At 36.9% G+C, this 25426-nt stretch carries 27 protein-coding genes; 6 read left to right on the top strand and 21 right to left on the bottom strand.

Annotation, left to right across the window (positions count from 1 at the left end):
- Window positions 1-561: 561 nt before the first annotated feature.
- From BXY64_RS18805 to BXY64_RS18770, 8 genes are all read right to left on the bottom strand, one after another.
- The gene (locus BXY64_RS18805; RefSeq protein ID WP_120241519.1) at window positions 562-1764 is read right to left on the bottom strand and encodes a multidrug effflux MFS transporter; all 1203 of its coding nucleotides are present in this window, start codon (window positions 1762-1764) and stop codon (window positions 562-564) included.
- 778 nt (window positions 1765-2542) lie between these two features.
- Window positions 2543-2836, bottom strand: coding sequence for a transporter suffix domain-containing protein (locus tag BXY64_RS18800; protein WP_120241518.1), 294 nt, complete (start codon window positions 2834-2836; stop codon window positions 2543-2545).
- A gap of 648 nt (window positions 2837-3484) precedes the next feature.
- Window positions 3485-4690 (bottom strand): 3-oxoadipyl-CoA thiolase, encoded by a 1206-nt coding sequence (gene pcaF / locus BXY64_RS18795; protein ID WP_120241517.1) that lies wholly within the window; start codon window positions 4688-4690, stop codon window positions 3485-3487.
- Window positions 4691-4856: 166 nt separating this feature from the next.
- Complete coding sequence (locus BXY64_RS18790; protein ID WP_120241516.1) at window positions 4857-6203, bottom strand: aspartate aminotransferase family protein; 1347 nt, start codon at window positions 6201-6203, stop codon at window positions 4857-4859.
- A 19-nt stretch (window positions 6204-6222) separates the two neighbouring features.
- Window positions 6223-6876, bottom strand: a complete 654-nt coding sequence (locus BXY64_RS18785; protein WP_120241515.1) for a 3-oxoacid CoA-transferase subunit B — start codon at window positions 6874-6876, stop codon at window positions 6223-6225.
- On the bottom strand, window positions 6870-7583 hold the full coding sequence (locus tag BXY64_RS18780; protein ID WP_120241514.1) for a 3-oxoacid CoA-transferase subunit A: 714 nt from the start codon (window positions 7581-7583) through the stop codon (window positions 6870-6872). The genes BXY64_RS18785 and BXY64_RS18780 overlap by 7 nt, the downstream gene beginning before the upstream one ends.
- Window positions 7584-7614: 31 nt before the next feature.
- A complete protein-coding gene (locus BXY64_RS18775; RefSeq protein WP_211334551.1) occupies window positions 7615-9147 on the bottom strand; it encodes a hypothetical protein in 1533 nt (510 codons plus the stop codon).
- Between the two features lie 332 nt (window positions 9148-9479).
- On the bottom strand, window positions 9480-9932 hold the full coding sequence (locus BXY64_RS18770) for a DUF5362 family protein (RefSeq protein ID WP_120241513.1): 453 nt from the start codon (window positions 9930-9932) through the stop codon (window positions 9480-9482).
- 250 nt (window positions 9933-10182) lie between these two features.
- Here BXY64_RS18770 and BXY64_RS18765 point away from each other — a divergent pair, with 250 nt between their 5' ends.
- Window positions 10183-10638: a cold-shock protein gene (locus tag BXY64_RS18765; RefSeq protein WP_120241512.1), complete on the top strand. Its 456-nt coding sequence runs from the start codon at window positions 10183-10185 to the stop codon at window positions 10636-10638.
- A gap of 191 nt (window positions 10639-10829) precedes the next feature.
- Here BXY64_RS18765 and BXY64_RS18760 read toward each other — a convergent pair whose 3' ends face one another.
- The 4 genes from BXY64_RS18760 to BXY64_RS18745 form a co-directional block, all read right to left on the bottom strand.
- The gene (locus tag BXY64_RS18760) at window positions 10830-11021 is read right to left on the bottom strand and encodes a cold-shock protein (RefSeq protein ID WP_120241511.1); all 192 of its coding nucleotides are present in this window, start codon (window positions 11019-11021) and stop codon (window positions 10830-10832) included.
- A 242-nt stretch (window positions 11022-11263) separates the two neighbouring features.
- Window positions 11264-11809 (bottom strand): GNAT family N-acetyltransferase, encoded by a 546-nt coding sequence (locus BXY64_RS18755; RefSeq protein WP_120241658.1) that lies wholly within the window; start codon window positions 11807-11809, stop codon window positions 11264-11266.
- 29 nt (window positions 11810-11838) lie between these two features.
- A complete protein-coding gene (locus BXY64_RS18750) occupies window positions 11839-12594 on the bottom strand; it encodes a DUF4197 domain-containing protein (protein WP_120241657.1) in 756 nt (251 codons plus the stop codon).
- Window positions 12595-12720: 126 nt separating this feature from the next.
- A complete protein-coding gene (locus tag BXY64_RS18745; protein ID WP_120241510.1) occupies window positions 12721-13608 on the bottom strand; it encodes a hypothetical protein in 888 nt (295 codons plus the stop codon).
- A gap of 246 nt (window positions 13609-13854) precedes the next feature.
- On the opposite strand from BXY64_RS18745, the gene trhA reads away from it, so the two are divergent.
- Window positions 13855-14535: a PAQR family membrane homeostasis protein TrhA gene (trhA, locus tag BXY64_RS18740; protein WP_120241509.1), complete on the top strand. Its 681-nt coding sequence runs from the start codon at window positions 13855-13857 to the stop codon at window positions 14533-14535.
- A gap of 75 nt (window positions 14536-14610) precedes the next feature.
- Here the strand turns inward: trhA and BXY64_RS18735 are convergent, their stop codons facing one another.
- Together BXY64_RS18735 and BXY64_RS18730 are read right to left on the bottom strand one after the other, a co-directional pair.
- Window positions 14611-14937 carry a hypothetical protein gene (locus BXY64_RS18735; RefSeq protein ID WP_120241508.1) on the bottom strand — a complete coding sequence of 109 codons (327 nt, stop codon included), beginning with the start codon at window positions 14935-14937 and terminating at the stop codon, window positions 14611-14613.
- A gap of 215 nt (window positions 14938-15152) precedes the next feature.
- Window positions 15153-16532 (bottom strand): tryptophanase, encoded by a 1380-nt coding sequence (locus tag BXY64_RS18730; RefSeq protein WP_120241507.1) that lies wholly within the window; start codon window positions 16530-16532, stop codon window positions 15153-15155.
- A 583-nt stretch (window positions 16533-17115) separates the two neighbouring features.
- On the opposite strand from BXY64_RS18730, the gene BXY64_RS18725 reads away from it, so the two are divergent.
- The 3 genes from BXY64_RS18725 to BXY64_RS18715 all read left to right on the top strand — a co-directional run bounded on the left by BXY64_RS18725 (window position 17116) and on the right by BXY64_RS18715 (window position 19891).
- A complete protein-coding gene (locus BXY64_RS18725; RefSeq protein ID WP_170150707.1) occupies window positions 17116-18753 on the top strand; it encodes a DUF3078 domain-containing protein in 1638 nt (545 codons plus the stop codon).
- Between the two features lie 122 nt (window positions 18754-18875).
- Entirely contained in the window at window positions 18876-19343 is a 468-nt protein-coding gene (locus BXY64_RS18720) for an HAD family hydrolase (RefSeq protein ID WP_110360276.1), read from the top strand.
- 113 nt (window positions 19344-19456) lie between these two features.
- Window positions 19457-19891, top strand: a complete 435-nt coding sequence (locus BXY64_RS18715; protein WP_120241505.1) for a rhodanese-like domain-containing protein — start codon at window positions 19457-19459, stop codon at window positions 19889-19891.
- Here the strand turns inward: BXY64_RS18715 and BXY64_RS18710 are convergent.
- The gene (locus BXY64_RS18710) at window positions 19888-20385 is read right to left on the bottom strand and encodes an O-acetyl-ADP-ribose deacetylase (protein ID WP_120241504.1); all 498 of its coding nucleotides are present in this window, start codon (window positions 20383-20385) and stop codon (window positions 19888-19890) included. The two genes, BXY64_RS18715 and BXY64_RS18710, sit on opposite strands and share 4 nt — an antisense overlap.
- A 293-nt stretch (window positions 20386-20678) precedes the next feature.
- Here BXY64_RS18710 and BXY64_RS18705 point away from each other — a divergent pair, with 293 nt between their 5' ends.
- Window positions 20679-21773 carry a 6-phosphofructokinase gene (locus tag BXY64_RS18705; protein WP_110360273.1) on the top strand — a complete coding sequence of 365 codons (1095 nt, stop codon included), beginning with the start codon at window positions 20679-20681 and terminating at the stop codon, window positions 21771-21773.
- Window positions 21774-22082: 309 nt separating this feature from the next.
- Here BXY64_RS18705 and BXY64_RS18700 read toward each other — a convergent pair whose 3' ends face one another.
- The 6 genes from BXY64_RS18700 to BXY64_RS18675 form a co-directional block, all read right to left on the bottom strand.
- Window positions 22083-22508 carry a thiol-disulfide oxidoreductase DCC family protein gene (locus BXY64_RS18700; protein WP_147376044.1) on the bottom strand — a complete coding sequence of 142 codons (426 nt, stop codon included), beginning with the start codon at window positions 22506-22508 and terminating at the stop codon, window positions 22083-22085.
- A gap of 25 nt (window positions 22509-22533) precedes the next feature.
- Window positions 22534-23571, bottom strand: coding sequence for a permease (locus tag BXY64_RS18695; protein ID WP_120241502.1), 1038 nt, complete (start codon window positions 23569-23571; stop codon window positions 22534-22536).
- A gap of 24 nt (window positions 23572-23595) precedes the next feature.
- A complete protein-coding gene (locus BXY64_RS18690) occupies window positions 23596-24300 on the bottom strand; it encodes an aromatic aminobenezylarsenical efflux permease ArsG family transporter (RefSeq protein WP_120241501.1) in 705 nt (234 codons plus the stop codon).
- Window positions 24301-24305: 5 nt separating this feature from the next.
- Window positions 24306-24773, bottom strand: coding sequence for a nitrophenyl compound nitroreductase subunit ArsF family protein (locus BXY64_RS18685; RefSeq protein WP_120241500.1), 468 nt, complete (start codon window positions 24771-24773; stop codon window positions 24306-24308).
- A gap of 69 nt (window positions 24774-24842) precedes the next feature.
- On the bottom strand, window positions 24843-25079 hold the full coding sequence (locus BXY64_RS18680; protein WP_120241499.1) for a thioredoxin family protein: 237 nt from the start codon (window positions 25077-25079) through the stop codon (window positions 24843-24845).
- Between the two features lie 13 nt (window positions 25080-25092).
- Window positions 25093-25392: an ArsR/SmtB family transcription factor gene (locus tag BXY64_RS18675; RefSeq protein ID WP_120241498.1), complete on the bottom strand. Its 300-nt coding sequence runs from the start codon at window positions 25390-25392 to the stop codon at window positions 25093-25095.
- Window positions 25393-25426: the final 34 nt, after the last annotated feature.

Below are 25426 nucleotides of genomic sequence, written 5' to 3'. Positions count from 1 at the left end.
GGATGAAGAGAGGAGTTTGTTATGTGCTTATTTAAAAATAGAAGAAAGCTTTTGAAAGTGAAAATCCATATCTTAAAAAAAAGAAGGCGCTTTTTAAGTTCAAAACTTACGTTCCCAAAATTAGAATGTAGCTGTAGCAGACAATAATCGATAATGTTTAAATGGGAATGTCAGTTTTGAAATTTTTAGGAGCGTTTTTAAAAATAAAAGAGGCCTTTTGAAGGTGAAAAGCCATTTTTTTTTAAATCGAACGTGCTTTTAAAATTCAAAATCCCATTTTAATTGAGTTAGAAAGGCGATTTTAAATTGAAAACTGCCTTTCAAAAACCAAAAACGCCCCTTTTTAATTTAAAAACCCATTTTCTTTGATTTAAAACGTGCCTAAAAGATTAAAAAGGCCTTTTCTAAGTCAAAGATCGTTGCTTTTTAAGTTCAAAAGTTACGATCAAATTAAAAGAACGCTCCTGAGGATTTTTTACAGCCATTTTCCACGACAATGTTTATTCATTCCTTTTAAAAGAGACAAGAATTGAAAATAAAAAGCTCCATTCAGTTAAAACTTTAGCTTTCCCTTCTCCCCAAAAACTTAAAATACTGAATCAGCAACAAGGAAATGCCACTACAAACAGCATATCCTGCAAAAACAGGTAGGGCAGTTGCATCAATAAATCGGCCAATAAAGGTAGCAATGGGTACAGCCATTACCGTTCCGATAAAACCAAACAGGGCAGCTCCAATGCCGGCAATGTGTCCCATGGGTTGCATGGCCAGTGCGTTGATGTTTCCGAAAATGAAACCAACACAAAATAGCATGCCCACAAAAAATAATAGGAGAATGCCAATATCAGGATTGGGCTTGCCGAAAAACAAGAGTACGTAGCATGAAGAAATGCAGAAAAGGAGTGTGGTAAAGCTTTGTGCCAGCTTTAGCATGCCAAAACGAATTACAAAACTTCCGTTTAAAAAGGTGGATAGACCAATTACAACGGCAATTCCTGAGAAAATAAATGGAAACTCTTCAACCAATCCGTATTGCTCCTGGAATATCTGCTGGCTAGAGCTCAGATACACCATAAAGGCCGATAGAATTAAGCCAGACATAAAGGTGAAAATTAAGGATTGTTTGTGCTTGGTAAACTCCTTAATTCCGTTTGAGAAAAGCGATAGAGTCAGCTTCCTTCGGTTTTCAAGCTTTAGGGTTTCCTGCTGTCGTTGCCACAACCACAAAATTACAAACAGACCGAATAGCAGCTGGCTCGAAAAGATGGATTCCCATCCAAAGGAGTCGAGCATAATCTTGCCAAATGATGGGGCTACAATGGGTGCCAGAATAAAGATTACCGTAACAAAGGACATGATTTTGGCCATATAATCTCCCACAAATCGATCGCGCACCATGGCGGTGGCAACGGTTCGGGGTGCCGATAAGCCAATTCCCTGAAGAAAACGTCCTGCAATCATCATCTCCATGCTCGAAGCGTAAATGCATAGCATGCTGGATAATGCAAACAAGGAAAAGCCAATATAAATGGTGTTTTTTCGACCAATACTATCCGATAAGGGACCTGAAAGCAATTGGCCGAAACCCATTCCTAAAAATATCATCGTAATCAGCAACTGATTGTTCTTCGGATCGCTTATGCCAATGGTTTTGGCAATTTCGGGCAAGCCGGGAAGCAAGGCATCTATCGATAGGGATGCCAGGGACATCAAAGAGGCCATGATGATGATAAATTCGGTATCTGATTTTCTTTTGATTTGCATAGGGATATTACATTTCGAACAAGCGTGCAAAGCTACTTATTATTTCGATACTGAAACCTGTTTTGTGAGTGGTTAGCGAATGATCTGCCTTTCTATGAAAGGAATAAGGCTACAAGTGCCATAAGCAATATGGGCCAAATCAGCAAAAGAGCAGATAGGCTTCTTTGGTTTTCGTATAGTTTTTTGCTTAAAATCAGGTTGGCGATTAAATAACGTGAGTTCGGTGTAAAATTCGACCACAGTTTGATCTGGTTTTGAGTAGAAATTTACACAAATACGTGAAGTAATATCGGGATATTTCAAACGGATTTGGGGGAATTTATACCAAAAGCAGGCGAATCTTTAAAGGAAAGTTCTCTTTACTATATCTTCACATTAAAAACTCTTCAAAATAGCCCACTATTCTTTCAGATTTTTTAATGCAAATCTATCGCAAATATAACTTTCTGTGGATGGAATTTTACGTCGAACTCACGTTATATAATGGATAGGCATTAATGGCAAAGAACAAAAGCGATGCATTGCCATTGGGATCATCAAATAAATATAAGCTCACGTAAAAAACAAGCGGCCATGCTAATATTGGCAATAGGCTTACTACTTGTAAAATTCGATAGGCAAGTGTCTTTTTCATTCTTGAGGATGATTGGATTGAAATCAATAGGTGTTGCAGTGGATGTTTTTGGCTGAAACACCATTAAAATTGGGACACGAAGATAGAAATTTATGACAGAAATATTCTGTTTGCTTTGTTCTGGGCTAAATAGGAGGGGACAGACTACTTGTTTATTTGCTCATCCTCTTGCTTTTTCTTGAACCAATTCTTAGGGTTAAAGTAGGATTTGTATTTTTTAAGGAGTTCTTTGCCCACCAATATGCCACCAGACCAAAACAGCACCTCACCTATAATTAGCGATACGGTGGAAAGGGTAATCTTGGTTTTGGCTTCCAATTCCATAAATGGAAATACAGGTATAATCAGAAAGAATGGGATGCAGAGAATCATCAGAAAGATTCCTAATTTGATTTGCCAGTTCTTTTTCGTGTTGTTAGTATTGCTTTGTTTGCTCATAGTTTTAAATTAAGGGACGTAGTCCTGAGATCTAAAATAGCATTATTTAATTGTGTATTTGTAAAAAAAAAGATCTCCAAGACAATCGTATTTAAAAATATTGGTTCTATAAGGAAGATAGTGGGTTGCTAAATCAATTATTAATTGAAAACATTATCCTTTAACTTTACTTTGCTCAAGCCGCATGGCTCTTACTTTTTGCATCGATCAAAAAGTAAGCAAAAAATCTAGGGCGTGTAAGCACAACCTCCTTCTACTTGAAAATATTAAGTTCGGCGGGGTGATCTTCGAACAAGTTCTCAGCTTCCCCGTCTCTCTAAATATTTTCTGCGGATAAGAAGCTTGTCCTTCCAATGCCCACCAACTCCACTCGAACAAAGTAGAAATGATTTTTTATTTTATACGCTAGGTAATTTTATAAACTACCCACTATAAATCATACAGAGCCAAAATGTTTCACACTGATGTTCGCAAATCTTTCGCTGATTCTCGCAGAATTTCAAAGAATAATATTTTTTTCTGCGTGAATCTGCGGATTCTAGTCAGCGATTATCTGCGAGAAAAGTAATAGTAAGTTTAAATCCAATTACCCTAACAAACGCCACTTTTATTGCATTTAATTAAAGATACTTTTTAAAGTGATAAGTCTTAAACTTTCTCCAATACCAAAGCAATTCCTTGCCCAACGCCAATACACATGGTGCAAAGTGCATACTTGGCATCGGAGTGAATCATTTGATAATAGGCCGATGTGGTGATGCGGGCTCCGCTCATTCCCAGGGGATGACCCAAGGCAATGGCACCTCCCAAAGGATTGATGCGTGGGTCATCATCTGCCAGACCCAGTTCGCGTGTGCAGCCAAGCGATTGGGCAGCAAAAGCCTCATTGAGTTCTATAATATCTATATCATCCAATTGTAATCCGGTAAGTTGTAGCACTTTTTGGGTAGCGCTTACCGGTCCCATGCCCATAATTCTTGGCAGAACACCAGCAGTAGCCATGCCCAATATCTTCACTTTGGGAGTGAGATTGTATTTCTTTACAGCATCTTCTGAAGCCAATAGCATGGCAGCAGCTCCATCGTTTACTCCCGAAGCATTTCCTGCTGTTATGCATCCATTGGCTCCTGAAATTGATTTCAGACTTGCCAGTTTTTCCAATGAGGAAAGTCGTGGATGTTCGTCGGTAGAGAAGAGGATGGGATCAGCTTTTCGCTGTGGAATTTCCACGGGGACAATTTCGTGAGCCAAACTTCCATTTTCCTGCGCATTGCGTGCTTTTTCCTGGCTCCATCGTGCAAACTTGTCCTGATCTTCGCGGGAGATTGAAAAATCGTCGGCAATGTTTTGTGCCGTTTGAATCATGCCTTCGGTACCATACATCTGGTCTAGTTTTTTATTCACAAATCGCCAGCCAATGGTGGTATCTTCCAGTTTGTGGTTTCGCCCGAATGCTGTTTCTGCTTTTCCCATTACAAATGGTGCTCTCGACATGCTTTCCACACCTCCTGCAATCATCAAATTTGCTTCCCCGGCTTTTATGGCCCTGGCTGCACTTCCAATGGCATCCATTCCCGATCCGCACAGGCGGTTGATGGTAGCTGCCGAAACGGTTTCAGGAAAACCAGCCAAGAGGGTAGCCATTCTTGCTACATTTCGATTGTCTTCACCCGCCTGGTTGGCACAACCCAGTAAAACGTCATCAATGGCAGACCAATCCATTTCCGGATTTCTATCCATTAATGCTTTTAAAGGGATGGCAGCTAAATCATCGGTTCGAACAGAGGCTAGTGAGCCTGCATATTTTCCTACTGGTGTTCTTATGGCGTCGCAGATATATACAGTTGTTGTCATATGGTTTCTTTTGGAGCTTAGTGTATGTGAGTTCTATCTAAGCTTAAATTAGTGTTTGTAATAGAATTAGCTTTATCATTAAGATTTCCGAAGTACCAGTGAAATGTAGTTTTCATTTTTATACTTATCACTTTATCCTTACTACTTTATCCTTTTTACTTCATACTTACTTGGCAAACTGATGAATTTCAGCTTTGTATTTTTTAAATCCATTGTATAAGGATTGAGATAGGCGATCTACTTCTACCTGTGTGATGGTGGTGGCAAACATACAAGCGAAGGTGTTGATCAGAATCAGGTTTTCATGAAGGAAAAGATAGTCGAGAAGGTCTACAATTACTTTTCTTTCTTCCGGTGCCTGATAGGTTTCACGATAATTGCGTGGCTGTTTGTGACGAAAATGTAAACGGAACATCGATCCTGCTCCCGTTATTACAACAGGCACACCGGCCAATTGAATGGCTTCCTGTATTTGCTTTTTAGCAATTGCTGCCATTTTATTGATCTTGTCTACTGCCTGCCTGTTGTACAGTTGCATGGCTGTTTTTCCTGCAATCATGGTAACCGGATTGGCCGAGAATGTGCCCGAATGAGGCTGTTTAATTACTTTTCGAGAGGGATCGAATACCGACATGATTTTTGCCGCTCCGGCAATGGCACCAACGGGGAATCCACCGCCTATAATTTTTCCAAGAGCAGTCATGTCGGGCTTTACAGGATATAAATGTTGTGCGCCACTATAGGTTACACGATAGGTTACCACCTCGTCGAATACCAAAAGCACTTTGTTTTTTCGGGTCCAATTGTAAATAGCCAGCAAAAACTTTTCCTCAATTGGGTACATTCCAACCCGATGAGAAACCGGATCGATCAATACACAGGCCAGTTCATTTTTGTTGGCTTCCAGTAAATTGATCGTGCGTTCAATGTCATTGTATGGGAATACAATGACATCTTTTTTTACACTGTCGGGTGTGCCATAGGTTACCGGAACCGAATTTGGTTTATTGATATCTCCCCAGTTTTGAGGTTCTGCTATTTGGCTGATTTCTGCAAAATCGTAGGTGCCATGGTAGGCTCCTTCGGCCTTGGCAATTTTAGGTCGGCCTGTATAAGCTCGGGCTGCTTTTATCATTGACATTACGGCCTCGGTGCCTGAGTTCACAAACCTAATTTTTTCGAACTCTTTGTTTCTTTCCACCAACAACTCACCAAACTCTACTTCTACCTCACTTCCCAGTGTATAGGCGGTTCCGTTTTGCATTTGTTCGGTAACGGCATCTACAATTACAGGATGAGAGTGCCCATGAATCAAGGATGCCATATTGTTAGCAAAATCAATTCGGGTATTACCATCTATATCGGTTACATAGCTTCCTTTTGCCTGGGCCACATAGAAAGGATGAGGACGGCGGAAAATGGTGTTTCTGCTTACGCCTCCGGTAATTACTTTTTTGGCTCTTTTGTAGAGTTTCAGGCTTGATTTATAATTTACATTATCAGCATTTTTCATGATGATTGCAGAGTTTAGTTTATTGATATAGTTTGGCTTCGGTATGTTTCTGTAAATATTCAAAATCAACATTGGGCCCTAATTTTCTCACATAAAGTCCCTCGTCTTTCACATCGATTATGGCCAGGTTTGTATAAATGCTTTCCACAACCCCTTTGCCGGTAAGTGGATAGCTGCATTGATTCAGGATTTTTGGTTTGCCATCTTTGGTATTGTGCTGTGTGATTACCAGTATTCTTTTTACACCTGCTACCAAATCCATAGCTCCGCCTACCGCAGGAATTGCATTGGCAGCACCTGTAGACCAGTTTGCCAAATCGCCTTGTTTAGAGATTTGCATGGCGCCTAACACACACACATCAATATGTCCTCCTCTAATCATTGTAAAACTATCTGCATGATGAAAGAAGCAAGCTCCGGGTATGGTGGTTACTGGTTTTTTGCCAGCGTTTATCAATTCAGGATCTTCTTGTCCGGCTATAGGTACTGCGCCCATTCCTAGCAATCCATTTTCAGTCTGATAGATCAGTTCACGACCTTCGGGAACAAAGTCGGCTACCATTTCGGGCATGCCAATTCCGAGGTTTACATAGGAGCCATCGGGAATGTCCATCGCTACATTTTGTGCCATTTCCGTTTTGCTCCAGCCGATATTTATCTGCTTTTCTACCATGGGTATGTAAGTTTTTGTGCTACCAATTCCGATTCATTGGCAGGCTTGGAAACTTCGATAATGTGATTCACGAAAATTCCAGGTGTTACCACGATTTCAGGGTTTATTGCACCTGCTTCTACAATCTTTCTGGCCTGAACAATACTTGTTTTGGCAGCAGTACACATGATAGGCCCAAAATTACGTGCAGTGGCATGATAGGTTAAATTGCCATAACGATCAGCCAGTTCGCATTTTACCAGTGAGAAATCGGCTTTTATGCCTTTTTCCAACACATATTCAATTCCATTAAACACTCTACATTCCTTGCCTTTAGCCAAAGGTGTATTTACCGAAGCGGGGGTGTAGAATGCAGGAATGCCGGCCCCGCCAGCTCTGATTCTTTCTGCTAATGTGCCTTGTGGTACCAGCTCCAATTCTATTTCTCCCGCATTGTAGAGTTCAGGAAATACGGTTGAGTTGGCAGTTCGAGGAAATGAACAGATCATCTTTTTCACTCTTCTTTGTTCGATTAAGGCTGCCAGTCCTACATTTCCACTTCCTGTATTGTTGCTCACTACGGTCAAATCTTTTGCCCCCTGATCGATTAAGGCATGAATCAATTCAATGGGACTGCCTGCTTCACCAAAGCCGCTAATCATTATGGTAGCTCCATCGTGAATGTTTTGTACGGCTTCGGCTAAGGATTGTACTGTCTTGTTAATCATAGAACAGAAATGCTTTTGTTTGAACAATATTCTATTTTCTCTCTAATTGTTTTTCTATGGCTTCTAATTCATCTGTATAGAAATATTTATCTCCTTCAAATGGTTTTAGTTTTTCAATGGTGTTTTGCTTGTCGTCGAATTCTGCCAAATACACTCTGTCCATCCATTCCATATTTCTGGCTTCGTTGAATTTAAGTGCAAAGGCCATTTTTTCATTTACTTCTACAGTTCCCAGCATCGAGGCTTTTCCGGCTGACGAGGTCATGGAGATATATCTGGAAGGTCGACCAACCGATGGAAGGCTTCTGTAAATTTGACTAAATACCTTATTGATATCTGCCAATGGTGCCGTGAAATAATGGTGCTCTCCTGTTGGACGGGCATAGTACATAGAGTGGAAGCCAACTCCCAACATCATGAGCACATGTCCTAGGTCTATCCAGTTTTGAGCAGATTTATCGATGTCAATACCTCCATTTTCATCCGGGAACAAGCTGATGTGTTTCATGATTGGACTCTGACTTTTAACCGTTATTCCTGTAGCTCTTAGTCGCCGAACAGCCGCAATGGTGGTCAGGTTCATCAATTCTTTTGGGCCAGAGAAATGTCCCATCCAAATAACTTGAATGCCATGGTCGATTAATTCTTTGTAGAGTGCTAATGTGTTATCAAAACTTGGTTTGATGATCATTTGAGGATCGAAGGTCAAGCTCCTGGAAGCCATGCGTATGTTTCTGATATGCGATAGTTCAGGATCGGTGGTAAATGGCAATAAATATTCCTTCAAACGGGAATATGGCATTAAGCCACCATCGCCACCAGTTAGCAAAATATCGGTTACCTCTTTGTGCTCTCTTAGGTAGTTATGAACCTGATCGATATCTTCCTGTATAAACATGTCTTCGTCGCCTCTTACCTGTGCATGGCGGAAACAGTAATTACAGAATGCAAAACAGCTTTGTGTGCTTTTATCAAATACAAGGAAGCACTGTGGATATTTGTGCTGACTACCATCCAGTATTTCAAAATCGCCATGCTCATTTTCGAAACACGCCTTATTCAGCAATTGTTTGCCATCGTGCGGATTGGTATCGTGAATGTAATCCTCACAAATTTGTTGCTTTTCCTCTTCCGATTTGGCATTCCTGTATCTTTCCAGCAGTTCAGTTTTCATCATTCCGGGCTGAGGAAATACCAATTGAAAAACTGAATCATTTACGTAATCCTTCCAGTTGATGGTATTTAAAATGTGCTTGGTGGCCATAAATCGATACACATTAATGAACAGCTCTCGTTCCTCGATGTAGCCAATATCAATACCATTGGAATTTAGAACAGATATGATTTCTCTAAAACCATCAATACCTGTGTAACGATTTTTACTGGAGGTAAACATTGGTTCACTTTCCTCTTTTAAGATAGAGTATTGTGGGAAGCAGTGATGTAATTTATTGATGAGGCTTGCAGGCAATAGCTTTTCTTTTTCGATGATTTGGACTGCATTTTCATCAATTCCGTGATGAGCAAATTGTTTGGTAAAATCAATTTTTTTTGAATGTAACATGTATAACTATTTTACGATTAATAGTCAGGTTTAGCAGCAGGAGTATGGACTCTTGCTTATTTTGATTCCCATTGTTTGTAGGCTTTATTCGTATTTGCAATACATATCAAATTAGCTTAAAAAGTTTGCTGATTTGTATAGCCTATAGTGGGTTACATGTAATCAAGTTACAACAAAAACTGATATTATTAAATGCATTTTTTTGCAAATAAAAAACCTTCTCTGTTTTTCAGAGAAGGTTCAAATTATATTGATGGCTATGTTTTATATATCGGCATTTCAATTTAATAATTCACAGCTTCGCTTAAGCTTACTCTGAAATTTAGATGGTATTACATGAAAGCTCCAATTCCACCTGCAATTGACATGATCAGAAATGCCAAAACGTAGAAGGATAAAAGTATAATGCTTAAAATACCAATAAACTTATAGTGTTTTTTCAAATACTTAAGTGCCAGGCTTAATTGTTCGCTGTCTTCACTGTAAATGGCAGTTTTTGAGTATTTCGAGAATTTGTACAGGTAAAAAATAGGGAAGAAGTACAATACGCCTAAAAGCAAGTAAAATGCTCCCATTACAATTCCACTGCCCATAAATGGCAGGTTCTCTCCTGCAATAACACCAAACATACTTGCCATAAAAACTGCGGCAATTAGTAGTATTCCCAGAAAAACAAATCCAAGTATGGAAAAAAACATGGTCCATTTTCGGGTTTCGTTTAAGTAAATTACCGATTGTGCAGTCAGTTCAATAGGTTTGGCTTCTCTTCCTTCTTTAGTTTCCATTATTTTAGGATTTTGTTAGTATTTTTGAACAGCTTAAAATAATTAATTCTTTTTTATTTTTGAGCATAAATTGAGGGGCTAATTAAACGAATTTACTATCATTTTAAAAAGCTTTGTATAAAATGAGTAAGTAGTGTAAATAAATGCTTACCTTGCAGCACCTTTCTGTCTTGAGCGAAGTAGGCAAAACTATTATCAGAATCGATTCATTAAGGCTGTTTTAATAATTAATGTATCACTAAAAAATTGTATGGGAAGATCGCAAGAGACTTATAACAAAAAAGAAAAAGAGAAAAGAAAACTCCAGAAGAGAAAAGAGAAAGAAGCTCGTAAAGAAGCTCGTAAAGAAGCAGGTGGAAAAAGTAGTCTGGATGACATGATTGCTTATGTTGATGAGTTTGGAAACATTACATCTACGCCGCCAGATCCACAGAAGAAAAAAGAAGAGATTAAAGCCGAAGACATTGTATTAGGAGCACGTAATAGTGGCGATTTTGCAGAGGAAGAAGGAAAAAGGCAAGGAGTTGTTAATTTCTTTAATGATAGCAAAGGCTATGGTTTTATTAAGGATCTAAATACTGGAGATAGTATTTTTGTGCACGTAAACGGATTGGTTGATACCATCAAGGAAAATGATAAGGTAGAGTTCGATACCGAGCGTGGCCCTAAAGGAATGAATGCTGTCAATGTTACTTTAAAAAAGTAACTATCAAATAATACCATTTATACCGCGTCATTAGTGCGTGGTATAATGCCGATATCTTGATGTGGCTTTAAGAGTTTTGTAAACTTAAAGTGATTGTATAATCAGTGTCATCAAATAATCGGTTTAAAATTTAGACAATAAAAAAAGCACCTCTAGAGGTGCTTTTTCAATTTCTTATAAAGGTGTAGTGATTAGTCAATCACTTTTACATTTACTGCATTTAAACCTTTTCTTCCATTTTCAACATCGTACTCAACTTTGTCGTTTTCTCTGATCTCGTCAACTAAACCTGATACGTGTACGAAAATGTCATCACTTTGATCAGCTGGTTTGATAAAACCAAAACCTTTTGATTCGTTAAAGAATTTTACTGTTCCTTCCATTGTAATTAAATTAAAATAATAATTTGAAATAAGTCTTAGTTCTTAATAACTCCCGTATACTCCTGTTAATTTAATTCCTGGAATGGAATAGCAACAAATAATATTGAAATTAAAAGAGTCGATTATAAATTCGACCTATGACTTTATATCGAGCCAAAGGTAGGTAAAAAAATGATACCTAAAACAAAAAACTTTTAAATTACTACATTTATAATTATTAGATAATGAGATTGTTGATTAAATTAGTCATTGGTAGCAGTCCATTCGCTTGCTAAAATGGCATAAATAACATCATCTACCCACCTCTCATTTATTAAAATACTCTCTTTGAAATGAGCTTCTTTTCTAAATCCAAGTTTTTCCATTAGCTTAATTGATGCAGTGTTTTTTGGATCGACAGAAGCTATTACTCTGTGTTTTTTTAGCTCGCAAAATAAATGATTCATTGTAGCGATTATTGCTTCTTTTGCATATCCTTTAGCATGATATTCCTTGTTTATGGTACATCCAATTTCTATTTGCTGATCATCTCCCTCAATAAAATGAATGCCCAAATCACCAATCATTTCATTGGTACTATGCAAAACAATTGCAAGTTGATACCAAGTCCCTGTTTCGTTAAACTTTTTGGCAATCCTATTTTTTATGAAGTGCTGACAATCTTCCAATGCGTATGGAATCCAGCCTTGGTATTTATTGGTTTCCCCATCCGATCGGTAGGAGTAGAAAGCCTCGGCATGTTTCATCTCTAGTTTTTCGAGCACAAGGCGTTTTGTTTCAAGCTTCATTACAGATAACTGTTTACTGATGTTCACTGTTACTTATCTAACTCTCCAAATACCCTTTTCAGAATATTGCTGATACGTTTTAAAGGATCTTTCCTGATTTGTTTTTCTTCTTCTGCCACTTTTAAAAACAGGGCATCCAAAGCTTTTTGGGTAACGTAATCATCTAACTTAGTATTCACAGCTTGCAGGTTTGCCAATTTACCGGCAAAACTACCTGCCACCTTATTGTAATTGCTGGTAAGCAGGTTCCACGATTCGTTGGTAGAAATGTTTGCTACCAATTTTTTATCGAGCGAAGCCTTAACTTTTGGCATGAATAAGTCTTTTAGCTTATCGGATGTTTTGCCTTTTAAATATTGGGTTGCTGCATCATCATTGCCTTTTAAAATACCAAAAGCATCTGCAATGGTCATTTCTGTAATGGCCGAAGCAAAAATTGGTGCAGCTTCTTTTACTGCATCTTCGGCAGCACGGTTTAATCTTATTTCTACTTTATCAATTAAATCCTTGCCTCCCGGAATCATGCTAATATTCTTCGATATTTTTTGAGCTTCGGGAGGAAGAAGAATCTTTACCAATTCATCTTTGTAAAAGCCATCTTCAACCGACAAAATATTGGCCGCATTCACACTTCCTACTCTTAAGGCTTCTTTTAAACCAGTGGATACTTCACCGTCGGTTAGAGGTCGGTACTGTTCCAAATTATACTGATCCATTACGGCTTGCATTTCGGCACAAGACCAAAGCATTGTAGAAATTATAATTAGATAAAAGTATTTTTTCATTCTGTGATTAAATTTTGGTTCCTGGTAATAATTGAAGCTCCAAGGTATCAAAAATTGAAACAATAAAAAATCCCTTGCGTGAACAAGGGATTTAAATCTCTGGGGAAGAGATTTATAAAACATGGATTATTTAGTTAATGCTTCCATGAAATCTTCAACATCACCCGGGGTACTCATAATTTTCATAAAAGTACCCATGGTAAGTTCAGGCCAGTACAATGCAAATCGGTATTTTCCATGTAGCATGGTAACTTCCTTGTCCTGAAGGATAATTTCGTATGGCATAGCAGCAATGTGGTCTTCGCCAATTATAGGTAAGAAGTGCTTTTCTCCACTTTCCTGATCAAGCAATCCTATACCAAAAACAGCAACTTTTTCATTTGTAAATACCTGTTCATAAATCAACTTGGTATTTCCTTTTTCTGCATTTAGGTTTTTACGAATTTTTGCTACTCCATCTTCAAAACTTTCAAACTCGTTAAGTTCTACCGGATCTTTAAAATAAGGCATCATTATTTTATAATGGTATTTCTTTAAAGCAACAGTTTTTACTGCTCCACCAAAAGCTGTAAACTCGTTTCCAAAATTTTTAAGAGCACTTGCTACATCTGCTGTAATTTTATCATAGGCACTCTTGTCTGTTTCGTAATTGCTAAGGTAAGCACAAAACATATAGTCAGGATTTAGCATACTTATTGTAGTTTGCTCTCCTTTTTTCACCAAGCCAAGTTTTAATACACTTGCCAGGGCACCTCTGTCTTTTGATTCTAAGCAAAGCTCCTGTAAATCATTTCTTGTAAAACAAACAACATGTAGATTGTTGTTTGATTCTGGTGCATATTCACCTACAATTTCAAAATCACTAGCCTTTAGTTGGTTTTTAATATATTCAGTTAATATAGCTATATTTTCTGTTGATTTTCCAACTCTTAGGAAAGGCGAAAGTGTTGATTTTTGTGCAGCTCCAGTTTGAACTGCTGCAAAAAAGCTTAATAATAATAGTATGTTTCTCATTTGATTAGTTACTTGTAGTTATAGAGATGTTTAGAGTTTGCAATATATAAATATGAAAACATCTAGAATGTGTCATGTTGAATGTTTTGCATTCTTTCCAATCGTATTGAATTTAATTTGTAACAGATGTACTATAAATATTAGGATGTAGAGTTATTTGAATTAAAATTAAATTGTATTGGTAATGCTTTGAGTCTTCATCTATTTTTCGGAAATTTAATCTTCCAATCAAAAAGGAGTAGATAAATGAAGTGGTTGTTATTAATAACAAGTCGAATTAAGGAGGATAAGAAGAGGTTTTTAAACAGTAAGGAATCTCTTCATGAACTATGGAACTGGATTTCTCATTTGGCCGGAGTTTTCTTTATCATTCCAGCTGGGACCTGGTTGATGTATCATGCTTGGGAAACCCAAAGCTGGAAAGGACTGTTGGCTGTTTTTATTTTCCTGCTAGGTTTTCTTCTGCTATATTTTTCTTCTGCATTGTATCATTATATGATTGATCATCCTAAAAGGAGCATGTTTAGAAAAATGGATCACATTAGCATATTTGTGATGATTGCAGGAACATACACGCCTTTTTTGGTAATTTACCTGGATAATATGGTAGGTAAAATTTACCTGGCAACTTTGTGGGTTTTGGTTGGATTTGGCATTGTATATAAACTATTCCTATTGGGAAGATACAAATGGATTTCCCTGCTGATGTATTTGTTTATGGGCTATATTCTTGTTTTTAATTTTGATGCATTTAGTGCGGTTCTTCCTATTCTAAGTTTGCAATGGATTATTATTGGAGGTGTATTCTATACCTTAGGTGTGATTTTTTATGTGTGGAAGAGGTTGCCTTTTAATCATTTCATTTGGCATTTGTTTGTGTTTGGAGGGAGTTTGTCGCATTTTGTTGCAGTTTATTATGCAGTATGATAAAGCTTTAGGAGTTGTTTAAATTAAAAAGACCTTCCTAAAGGAAAGTCTTTTCAATTGTTAGTTTTTGGGCAGTTAGCAGATTCTACAATTTTTAACATACCATGATACAGAGTGGTCTCTCTTTTCAACCAATTCCTGGATAATTTTTCGATTATCCCATACGGCACAGCACGAAGTGGTTTGATTTAAAGCTTTGATCAGCTTTGACCAATTGTCCATGATTTCCATAGTCAATAAACTTTCGTACTCTTTGAAGGCTTTAATTGCGGATGATCCACAGAAGTGTAATCTTTCTTCGATAGATTTTAATTTGTCATTTTTCGTGAAGATGTGATCACCAACTTTAAAGTAATCCTCTTCGTTTAATTGTAAAGTTACTTTAAGATCAATTGTAGTCATAGTTCGTTAATTTAGGTTAGAGTTTGCTTCTTTTTTTTCTTATTGAAAATAAGGATTAGTGTTCTTATTTTGTTGATATATTGATCTTTCTTAAAATTAAGCAATTTTGAAGTTCTGAAAAAATAAAAATTATTAAAGAATGATTTCTTTATTCGAACGCATAAAAAAAGCCCCTCGAAGGGAGCCTTGATCATATATGTAGTTGTGATTTTGACTTAGTCGATCTTTTCCAACTGCACTGTAAAGTGTCTCATAATTGGAGCTTCATCAACAATTTTGAAACCATGCTTGATTTCGTGTCTGCGATCGTAAACATTTTTTAGAGCTGCCGCAATTACATCCATATGATTGTTGGTATAGGTTCTTCTAGGAATAGCCAAACGCAACAATTCTAAATCCGGGTAACGATTTTCCCTGGTCTCAGGATCTCTATCTGCTAAAATGGTTCCAATTTCAACACCTCGAATACCAGCTTCTAAATACAATTCGCAACCTAAAGTTTGTGCCTGGTATTCTTCTTTTGGAATGTGAGATAAGATTTTCTTAGCATCCACGAAAATAGCATGACCACCAATTGGCTTTTGGAATGGAATGCCATACTCGTCCAATTTTCCTCCAAGGTATTCAACCTGTTTGATACGAGTTTCTAAATAGTCGAACTCGGTACCTTCATCCAAACCTTGAGCCAATGCATTCATGTCGCGACCTGACATACCCCCATAAGTAACATATCCTTCGAACATGATGTTATAAGTAGAAGCTTTTTTCCAAAGTTCTTCACTCTTCATGCCAATGAAACCACCCATGTTCACAATTGCATCTTTTTTAGAACTCATGGTTGCCATATCAGCATACGAGTACATTTCCAATACAATCTCTTTAATTGTTTTGTCAGCATAACCTTCTTCACGAGTTTTAATGAAGTATGCATTCTCAGCAAAACGAGCTGAATCGAAACATACAGGAACTTCATATTTGTCTGCCAATTCTTTAACCGCTTTAATATTAGCCATAGAAACAGGCTGACCTCCTGATGTGTTACAAGTCACAGTAACAATGATCATAGGAATTTGCTCCTTTGGATAAGTTGAAAGAACCGACTCTAATTTAACAAGGTCAAGGTTTCCTTTAAATGGGTGATCAATTTCAGTATCGAAAGCTTCATCAATAGTACAGTCGATAGCTTTTGCTTTTCTAAATTCGATGTGACCTTTTGTTGTGTCGAAATGAGAGTTTCCAGGAACCACATCACCATCTTTTACCAAAACAGAGAACAATACATTCTCAGCAGCACGTCCTTGGTGAGTAGGCAGGAAGTGATCGAATCCCAAGATGTTTTTTAATGCTTCTTTCATGTTGTAGTATGAACGAGCACCTGCGTAACTTTCGTCACCTAACATCATAGCTGACCATTGTTTGTCACTCATTGCACCTGTACCTGAATCGGTCAATAAGTCAATAAAAACCTGATCGCTTTTAAGGTTAAATAAGTTGTAGTTGGCATCTTTTAACCATTGTTCTCTTTCTTCACGAGTACTTCTTCTGATGGTTTCAACCATCTTGATTTTGTATGATTCTGCAAATGGAATTTCCATGATAATTTTTTATTTAATTGCTTAATATATTGTTTGTTACTAGTATTGGCTTTGGTTCGGTTTATGGTACCCAAAATATTTGTGGATACTACAAATCAATCAATTACATTGTTGTGATATTGAGTTAGCCAAAAAATGAAATACAGATATGCAACAAGAACAGACCAGTTGTAGTAATCTGATCAAAAAATTGCTATTGTATTAAAAAATGGGACAGAAATGTCCTGAGACGGATTAGAAGTGAAACTCGTCTCTGTTTTTGATGTTAAGGTAGACTTTGTGTGTCAGTTTAGGAAGTTGAAATTTAATTTCCATGCTTTCTGATTTTTCTACTGATTGGTCAAAAATAAAACTTTTTGGATTGAAACAAAAATTAAGGACTAAAAATATGCAAACGATTGAATTGAGGAACCTTTAAATGTAAACGATATTTTGGTCCATTTTTTGAATAGATTGCCCGCACAAATGCTTTTAAGAACAAAATAAATTTGACATTTTTGCACAAACCAAATATGATAGAATTGTATTTGGTTAGTGTATGTTCCAAAAGCCCATATTATTAATCCGAACAGAGCTACGCCCAATGATTCGATATTTTCTTGTATTGCTGATTGTAATTCAGCCATTTGTTTTGTTATCTCAAAGTACGTCACAGTTGCAGAAAGACTCTTTGCTTCTGGATACCATTCGGTTTGAAGAGTCGGTTTATAAAATAAAACACAATAGAACTGATTCGTTAAGGCATTTTACGCACGATTCTGTTTTACACCCTATAAAAGATCCTTTAAATCATATTGAAAATGTTGGATTCAGGTTTATTGTTCGTGAACTGGCAGTGGACTATGCTCCAAATCAACATCAAACCGATTCTGTTCGTAATGCGGTAAATACTTTGCTTCAGTATGTGGGGAATGATAGCATCCGAAATATGGTTTTTTACCTTAAGGATTATATAGAAAAGAGAAAAACAGAAGAGGCTTTAAGAGAAGTTAAAAAGCAAATAGAACTTGAAAAGGTATTAAGCTATCAACCTGATTTGCCAGTTATAGACGAAAATGAAATTCATGAAACCTGGAAGACCGAAGCCTTGGATGAACTTTATAATTACGTGGAACATGATCCGGTACACCAATGGATAAGAGAGATTAGCCGAGACTCTGTATTCCTGGGCGTTCGTAACTTTATGAATGACTCTGTAAAGTTTTGGATCAACAATGGAAAACAGGACTACAAGAGATTTTGGCTGAAAAAGAATAAACGAGATTCTATCGGTATTTGGATACAGAATACCTCGGATCGTTCGGTGAGAATTTTGGTTGATGATGATGTTTATCAACAATCGGTGCAGCGTTCAAAAGTTCGAGGAACAAGAGTATTGTTAGAGAAAAAAGAAAGAGCAGATCAATATGCATTAGCCAAACTGGGTAAATACAAACGTTATTCTCAAATCTGGAAAGTTGGAGCAACTGTTGGTATGGCTTTTAATCAAGGTCATGTAAGTGATAGTTGGTCGCGAGGTGGAGAGAGTTCCATGGCTACTACTTCAACACTTGAGGCATTTGCAAATTACAAAAGAGGAAAGCATACCTGGGACAACAGCCTGAAAGTAAAATATGGTTTGTTAAAATCAGGTGAAGATGGGTTTAGAAAGAACGAAGATAGAATTGAGTTTAATACCAAATATGGACAAAAAGCGGTGAAGAATTGGTATTACTCAGCTCAGTTCAATTTAAAAACTCAAATGGTAAAAGGTTATTCGTATCCAAGTGATGGACCACGAGTGTTAAAATCAAACTTTTTTGCTCCAGCTTATATTATTGCTTCTGTCGGTATGGATTACAAACCCAATAAGAATTTTTCAGTTCTTCTTTCACCACTTTCAGCCAAATATACTATTGTAAAGGATACAGCAATTATCGATCAAACGGCTTATGGTGTGGATAAAGACAAGAAAGTTAAAAAAGAGGTGGGGTCGTATGTAAACCTTTCTCATAAATTGAAATTTTGGGATGATTTGGAATTAATTAATAAGCTTACACTTTATTCAAATTATAGTGAAAAGCCTAAGAATGTTGATATAGATTGGGAAGTGAGTCTAACCATGCCAATAAATCAGTATTTACTATCAAAATTTTCAACCCATTTAATTTCTGATGATGATACTGGGTCGAAAGTTCAGTTTAAAGAGAACTTTTCAATTGGTCTTAGTTACCGATTTTAAATCAATATAAAAATGGTATAAATACACATTTTGCAGGAGTTGGGGGCAATCTATTGTGTTTTTAAACTTGTGAAATTTGTTTAAAAAACATTATTTTGTGATTGAAATTAAAACATTAATCTATGAGTTTAAATTATGCGGTTCCAGGTGTTGGAACGATTACTATCGATACCTTGGTGGTAGATTCGAATGGAACATTAACCGTTAAAGGGGAGATGGTTCCTGGTGTGGTGGAAAGAATTCATCGTTTACAAATGTTGGGAGTTAACGTGGTTATGATTTCATCAGACCAACGTGGAAATGCAAGAGATCTGGCTTTGTCGAGTGGTATAGCTTATTATGAAGCGAGCAACTCCAGAGAAAAAGAAGATGTATTGCTTTCTTTGGGAAGTCAAAATGTTGCAGCTATTGGTAATGCTCGTATTGATATAGGATTGTTCGTTCAATCATTAATTTCTGTAGCTACGCTTCAGGCAGAAGGAATTCATAAAGATATTATCGATCATGTTGATGTAATTTTGCCATCAATCAATGATGCACTTGACTTTTTCCTTGATAGCGATACCTTTATTGCTACAATGAAAAGATAATTGTATACGATGTCAATTTATTAAACAGAATAAAATTAAAATCTCCTTGAAGGGGATTTTTTTTTGCAAATCACATTAGAACAGACTATTTTTTCGGTGTTGATTTACTGCCTATGAATTTAATTTTATTAATTGTATCAGTTGTTGCTGTTGGGTTTGGCGTGTATTGGTATTTTATTCATGTGCCAAATTATTTCGCTTATACATCTTCAGAAGGAGAGAGTTTGAAAGAGTTTTTGAATCCAGATACCCTTTTGGAACTTACGCAGGAAGAGCAAGATGATATTTGGATATTGGATGTAAGGGAAGAGGAATATTTCTTAATGGGGCATATTCCCAATGCCAAAAACTTTCCGCATCATGATGTTGAAAAATGGTACGCTAAAATTCCTAAAAACAAGGCATTAATATTGTATTGTGATTTAACCATTAAAACACAAAATGTAATTATCTTTTTAGAAGAAAAGGGATATACAAAAATGTTGAACTGGGGCAAATACAAGCGATGGAATCATAATGAAACGGTAGAAGAAACCATTTCTATTTAAAGTAACTCATTGTAAAGTTTTAAGTTTTCATCATCGAATACACAAAACACAAGTTCTTTTAGGTACTTGCATTTTTCCAATTGTTTCCGGACGGTTTTAATGGCAATCTCGGCAGCTTCCTCTTTTGGGTAGCGATATATACCTGTGCTGATATTTGGGAAAGCAATACTTTGCAATTTATACTTCTCAGCAAGCTTTATGCTTTCTTTGTAGCAACTTTTTAGCAATTGATCTTCATCATATTTGCCTCCGCTCCAAACTGGGCCAACGGTATGTATAACATACCTACAAGGCAAATTATATGCTTTCGTGATTTTGGCTTCTCCTGTTGAGCACCCATTAAGTATACGACATTCTTCCAATAGTTCCGGACCGGCAGCTCTGTGTATTGCGCCGTCAACTCCACCACCTCCCAGTAGACTTCTGTTTGCTGCATTTACAATGGCATCTATCTTCAGTTTGGTAATATCTCCCTTAAATATTTTAATTTTCATGATTGCTAGTTTAATTTTACTTTTCTATCCCTGTTAATTATCCTAAATTGTATGGTGATCTTTCACCTCTGAACCAAATGATTATTTTATTTTAATCTTTACACAGATATTCGATTTATACTAAATATCGATTTTGTGTATTTTAAAATTAATAATTCAAATTCATTATAAAAAGCAATTTCGAAATCGATTGCAATTCACTGACAGTGAAATTGTTTGTTTCGGTTTGGAAAAATATTTTTATTTTAGCCGCGCTAGCCAAGCAAATTGATTGAAATATTAAATTGACAATTATGAAAAGAGTATTAGTTGCAACCGGAGGTGGTGATTGCCCTGGTTTGAATGCTGTGATTCGCGCCGTTGTGAAACGTGCAGCTCAAGAAAAAGATTGGGAAGTTGTAGGAAGTATTCAGTCGTTCGACGGAATTTTGAAGGAACCGACTGAAATTAAGATATTAGATGATGCTGCGGTTAAAGGTATCCACTACCAAGGGGGTACAATTATCGGAACAACTACAAAAGGAGGTCCTTTTGCTTGGCCAGTGAAAAACAAAGATGGTTCTTGGGGATCAGCTGACCGTTCGGATGAAATGATCCGTAAATTACAATATTTGGGAATCGATGCTGTAATTAGCATTGGTGGTGATGGTTCTCAGAAAATTTCACAAGCTCTTTACGAAAAAGGATTAAACATTATTGGTGTACCTAAGACTATCGATAATGACCTTTCGGCTACTGATTTTACTTTCGGTTATCAAACTGCTGTACAAATTTGTACCGAAGCTGTTGATAAGTTGAAAACTACTGCTGCTTCTCACAACCGTGTTTTCATTTTGGAAGCTATGGGACGTGATGCGGGTTGGATTGCATTAAGTGCTGCTATTGCAGGTGGTGCAGAAGCTTGTTTGATTCCTGAAATTCCTTACGATATCAAGAAAGTAAAAGAGAAATTGGATACTCGTTTCTTGAAAGGAAAAGGTTTCGGTATTATCGTAGTTGCTGAAGGTGCTATGCCAAAAGGTGGTGAAGCTTTAGCTGAAGAAAGTACTGAAGTTGGAAACCCTAACTTGAAGTTAAGTGGTGCTGCTGATCGTTTGGCTGCTGAATTAAAAGCCGCTGGTGTTGAAGCTGATATTCGTACTACTGTATTGGGTCACCTACAGCGTGGAGGTATTCCTGTAGCATACGACCGTGTTTTAGCAACTCAATTCGGTGTTAAGGCATTCGAAATGGTTTTGGAAGGTAAATTTGGTCAGATGGTAGCTTACCGTCACCCAGAAGTTGTTGGTGTTCCTCTTCCTGAGGCTATTGGCCAGCAAAACTTGGTTGATCCAAAATCGAACCTTGTTGCTACTGCAAAAGGTGTTGGTATTGCATTTGGAGACTAATTCAAATCAAGAAAATACATTCAACCGGGATCTTAGGATTCCGGTTTTTTTGTTTTTAGATACTGATTTTTATGAAGGATCTGATTATCGTAGATTAGAAAGTGTGAATGTATACTTTATTTAATGTACTACTTGGTTTGAAGGGCATTGGAAGGACAAGCTGCTTATATGTAGAAAGTAAGAGCCTTACGGCTTGAGCAGTCAAATTCTATTAATAAATTAAGCTGTTTGATGATATAATTTAATACCTTCGTTACTTAATCTGCGAAGATCAGCGAGAGACTATTTCAATATTGAGTACTCCAAATTTTACTCATAAAACCTTTTCCTCCATTCAGGCTTAGGAACCATGCATTGGTTCTTTTTACCAAACCAGGAATATCTGTTTCTGGCAATCAGATCGTAACCCCAATCGGTAATAGCATTAGGTAGGTATTTGAAGTAATAGAGTATTCTCCAAGGGTAGGCTAGATGTTTTGCAATATTAAAAGCTGCAGAGCTTTTGGTGTAAGCTTTGTTGTTTTCGATGAAGACTACGGTATTCATCTCATCGAAAGATAGATTGTGTTCAGTAAGCAATTGTTTCGCAAAATCAGATTGGAGTGGAGAGAAATGAATATTTTCTGCTCGATTGTATGCAAGCACAAAACGAACAGAGGTGTTGCAAAAATTACAAACCCCATCGAACAGTACGATAGGGTTTGAGTTACTTGTATTTTTTGAATGACTATGCATTGCTTTCTTTATCTCATACCAAATCTTAGTAGATAAAGTTAAAAATAAATCCAACTATAAGAATTCCGATAGCAACAATACTTACAAATGCCAATATTAACGGCATTTTAAGTACTTTTTTCAGGATAATAACCTCAGGCAATGATAATCCGATAACCGACATCATAAAGGCCAAAGTGGTTCCTAAAGCAGCTCCTTTTGCAACCAATACTTCTACGATTGGAATAATCCCTGCAGCGTTAGAATACATTGGAACTCCAATAAAAATGGACAATGGAACTGAATACCATGCTGATTTACCCATTAGGTTGGCCATGAAATCTTCAGGTACATAACCATGAGCTCCGGCGCCAATTGCTACTCCGGCAACAATGTATATCCAAATTCTACCAACAATTTCTTTTACCGAGTTTAATCCTGATTGAATACGTTCCGAAAAAGATAGATTGGTTGTGTCAATTTCAGTTTGTCCTGTTTTAACTTCGTAAACCCACTCGTGTACATACTTTTCAAGTTTTAAAGCACCAATTAACCAACCTGCAAGAATGGCAATTGATAAACCTGTAAATGTATAAAGAAGTGCAGTTTGCCATCCGAAAGCTTCTGCCAGCATTCCTAAAGCAATTTCGTTTACCAATGGAGCTGCAATCAGGAAGCTGAAAGTTACACCTAAAGGTACTCCTGCTTCAACAAAACCTAAGAATAAAGGAATGGCAGAGCAAGAACAAAAAGGAGTTAAAACACCAAGTAAAGCAGCCATTACGTTGCCAAAAAATGTTGATTTTCCAGCAAGAAAGTTTTTCGTTTTTTCTGGTGAGAAATAACTACGAATAATTCCTACACCAAAAATAACCAATACCAATAGCATAAATACTTTAGGGGTTTCGAATATGAAAAAGTTAACAGCTTCAGTTAAGTGAGCCTCTTTGTTCATTCCGAAAACCGTATAGGTAAGAAAATCAACAATATTCTGAAGGTTCACATATAGAAAATACCAAATTGGTAATGATAATAGAACCAATATTATCTGATTTCTGTTTGTAATTTGAATTGATTTGATCATGATATTCTAAAAACTGATATCGGTTTATTGGATAAAGAAAATGTAAGTGAAATACAATCCTGCAGCAATGAATATTAATGCTGCCACTTTTCTGAACCAGTATTCGAAATTTTTAATTTTGTTATAAAAGTTGCCTACTCCTGAAAGCGTAAAAGCCAATAAATAAGCAATAATAATTACCGGCAATCCGGTTGCAATAGCAAAAACTATTGGTAAGAACAATCCGTCGGCAGAGGCTACGGTTAATGGCACCAGCATTCCGAAGTACAATACCCCACTGTAAGGACAAAAAGCCAGAGCGAAAACCATTCCCATTATTAAAGCGCCCCAGTATTTCCCTCTCATTTTCTCCCCATTCAACTTATCGGTAAGCGAACTAACTCCTGGAAAGTTGATGGAAATTATATCGAGCATGAAGACTCCGATAATGATTAATAATGGTCCCAATAGCCTCTCGCCATAGGTGTTAAAGAAGCTCGAGATATCGAATTTGCTAGCTCCGAAAAACAGAATTATTCCTAAAGCAGTGTAGCTTATTGCTCTGCCAAGTGTGTAAATCAATCCGTTAAAAAAGATTTTCTTTTTATCGCTTAAATCTTTACTGATGTAAGCAGTAGCAGTGATATTGGTTGCCAAAGGACAAGGGCTAATTGCTGTCATGATACCCAATAAAAACGCAGTAAGGATTGGAAAGCTACTTTGAGATAATAATTGATCTAAGTATTCCATTCTGTTTATTGAAGTTCAGCTTTGATTACAGTTTCCAGTTTTTCGATATAAGCAGGAGTGTCGTTAATTGCATTACGGAAAGCAAATGTTGTTAAATCCTGAATTTCTCCAGACTTTGCACTTTTAATGTACAAACCTGAACTACTTGCCTGGAATGTTTTAGCCAACTCTTTGTTCTCTTCCTGATCGAAATTGATATCGAAGAAATTCGCATTTAAGCTTGCCGCTACTTCTTTGGCTTTTGCTCCTACAGCTTTGCAAGTTTTACATTTTCTATCACCATGAAAATAGTAAACGCCCGCCTTAGCTTGGTTCGATGCTACTTTTGTTTCGGAGGTTTTCTCACATTTTGTGCAGTCACCTTTGCATGCTGTTTCTTGCTCAGCTTTTGCAGTTTCTTTTTTTGTGTTCGATTGGCAAGCGCTAAAACTTAAACCTAAAGCCAGTATACCTAATGTTATTGTTTTTTTCATTTTGTTTGTGTTTTAGTGTTATCGTATTGGGTTAAAAGCTGCCGGCTGACCGCCAACAGCCTTAGGGTTTTATGCTTTTTGGATAAATTCCTTGATTTCAGCTACCGAAGGAACTTTGCCGCTAACAGCAACTTTCTCGTTGATTACCAAAGCAGGGGTTGACATTACACCATACGATAAGATTTTTACCATATCGTCTATTTTTTCAACATTGGCTTCAATTCCCAATTCTTCAATTGCTTTCTTGGTTGCATCTGCTAAAGTGTTACACTTTTTACATCCTGGTCCTAATACTTTAATGTCCATGATTAATAGTTTATTATTTAAAAAATTCTTTGAATAATTGCTGAGCCTCTGCCCAGTTCTCTTTATTTAAACAGTATTTGATTTTAGGAGGATTAATTTCTCCTTGCACCAAACCCGAGTTTTTTAATTCTTTCAAATGCTGCGATAGAGTTGATCGTGCAATAGGTACCTCTTCGGCTAAATCGCCGCTGTAGCAACATGCTTGTTTCGATAAAATATCGCAGATGTAAACACGCACAGGATGCGATAAGGCCTTTGCATACCTAGCTAGTTTTTTTTCTTCAACGGAATAAAATTCTTTTGTTTCTTCCATGTGTTTCGTATTTCGTAAAATTACGAAACAAAGG

This window comes from Marinifilum flexuosum, from assembly GCF_003610555.1.
GTDB classification, from domain to species: Bacteria; Bacteroidota; Bacteroidia; order Bacteroidales; family Marinifilaceae; genus Marinifilum; species Marinifilum flexuosum.
This window is presented reverse-complemented; position numbering and strand designations above follow the sequence as displayed.